2 protein-coding genes are annotated in these 2,298 nt (G+C 67.4%); both read left to right on the forward strand.

What is annotated here, in order from left to right; all coding sequences use genetic code 11:
- Positions 1–243: glycosyl transferase family 1 (locus FJ311_16210; protein ID MBM3952978.1), on the forward strand; the 243-nt coding region annotated here is incomplete at its 5' end.
- A partial coding sequence (locus tag FJ311_16215) for a tetratricopeptide repeat protein (GenBank protein ID MBM3952979.1) occupies positions 180–2,298 on the forward strand: 2,119 nt, incomplete at its 3' end. The genes FJ311_16210 and FJ311_16215, both read left to right, overlap by 64 nt.

Here is a 2,298-nt window from a genome sequence, read left to right on the forward strand (position 1 = left end):
TTCATGCGCGGGCGGGTGAGTTATGGGATGCTGCGCATGATCGGCGTCGAGGACACCGTCGCCAAGGACGTGGACGACTACATCGCCATCGCCATCCGCCTCGGGCGCGAGCCCGAATTCCGCGCCCAAGTGCGCGCCAAGACCGCGGCCAACCGCCACAAGCTCTACAACGACGAAACATGCGTGCGTGGGTTCGAGAAGTTCCTGGTCGAGGCCGTCGCCCGCGCGCGGACCGGGCCATGAGCGCGGCGGCTCTGGTCCGCGAAGGGTTGGCGCATATTCGGGCGGGGCAACTGGACGAGGCGGAGGGCCGGTTTCGCGCCGCGCTCGCCCAGGATCCGGGGCGCGCCGACGCGCTCCATTACCTCGGTCTCGTTTTCCATCAGAAGGGCAAGTTCCAGGACGCGGCCGACATGTTGGCGCAGGCCGCCGGCCCGCTCTCCGGCAACGCCGATTTCCACGCCAACTTCGGCCTCGCCTTGCGAGACGCCGGGCGCTGGACCCGGGCCAAGGAGGAATACGCGCGGGCGCTGGCCAAGCGTCCGGATCATCCGGGCGCGACGTTCAATCTCGCCCAGGTGCTCGGCGAGGAAGGCGACCACGCGGGCGCGGCGGCGTTGTTCGCCAAGCTCGCGGCCCGCGACCCCGCCAACGCCGAGGCACGCTGTTTCCTCGGCCGCGCGCTCAAGGCGCAGGGAAATATCGCCGAAGCGCGCGCGGCGCTCGGCGAGGCGGTTCGTCTCGATCCCAGGTATCATTTTGCGTGGGCGCGCTTGGCCGAGCTCGAACTCGAAGCCGGCGACCTCGACGCCGCGCTGGCCGCGGCGAAGACGGTGGCCCTGGCGGCGCCGGCCAATTTCGACGCGGCGGTGACGGTCGCCGAGATTCACGGCCGGCGGGGCGAAACCGCCGAACGCGACGCGTGGCTCGCCCGGTCGCGCGCGCTCGTGCCCGATCCGGCCGAGTTCCTTTTCGCTCTCGGCATCGGTCTCGTCGAGCGGAGCTTTCCGGAGGCGGCGCGCCGGACGTTTCGCCGCGGCCTGATGTTCGCGCCCGATCACGCGCGGATGCGCTGGAGCCTCGCGCGCCTGTTGCCGGAAAGCTATCCCGATATCGGCGCGATCGACCGTGCGCGCGCCGAATACGCGGCGGGTCTTGCGGCGATCGAAGACTCGCTTCGGCTCGATACCCCGACGGCGGCGCGCGAGGCTTTTGCCGCTCTTCAGACGATGACCAATTTTTTCCTGGCTTACCAGGAAAGGGACGATCGGGATTTGCAAATGCGATTCGGCCGTATCGCCGGGCGCGTCGCCGCGGCGCGTTTCCCCGAATTCGCGCGCGCGCCCGATTTTCCACCGGCCGATCCGGTGCGTAAGCCGCGGATCGGTTTTCTCTCGATGTATTTTTGCGAGCATGTCGTCGCGCGCCTGTACGCCGGTTGGCCGGAGGCGCTGGACCGGCAACGCTTCGAGGTATTCGGCTATCACATCGGCCCGAACGACGACAGCATGACCCGGCGAATGGCGCGTCATTGCGACGTTTTTCGGCATCTGCCGCGTTCGCGCGCGCCTGCCGCGGCGGGTACGGTCGCCGCGTTGGACGAGTGGTTCGCCGGCATCGGTCGCGTGCTGCGCTCGGATCGGCTGGATGCGTTGATCTTCACCGACATCGGCATGGATCCGACCAGTTTCGCGCTGGCCGCGCTGCGCTTCGCGCCGGTTCAAGCGGCGGGGATTGGTCATCCGGTTACCACCGGGTTGCCGACCGTCGATTATTTCCTGTCGGGCGAATTGATCGAACCGCTCGCCGGCGACGCGCATTATTCGGAAAAACTCGTTCGGCTCCCCAATCTCTCGCTTCGTTTGTTCGATCCCATCCGCTCCGGGGATGTCGCGCCCAGGACGCGCGAATCGTTCGGCTTCGGCGCGGACGAAATTATCTATTTATGCACGCAATCGATCTTCAAGTATCTGCCCGGTTACGACCGTATCCACGCCGAAATCGCCCGTGCGCTACCGAAAGCGAAACTCGTCTTCGTCCGCTCCGGGCCGCCGGACTTGGACGCGGTATTCCTTCCCCGCCTCGCGCGCGCGTTCGCCGCCGCCGGGCTCGATCGCGATCGCCATTGTCTGTTCTTGGATCGCCTGTCGGCGAGCGATTTTCTTGCCTTGCACCAGGTCGGCGACGCGTTTCTCGACACCCCCGGCTGGTCGGGTGGCAACACCACGCTGGGCGCCATTTCGGCGGACCTGCCGGTGGTGACGCTGCCCGGCGAATTCATGCGCGGGCGGGTGAGTT

Source organism: Rhodospirillales bacterium (assembly GCA_016872535.1).
Taxonomy (GTDB): Bacteria; Pseudomonadota; Alphaproteobacteria; order Rhodospirillales; family 2-12-FULL-67-15; genus 2-12-FULL-67-15.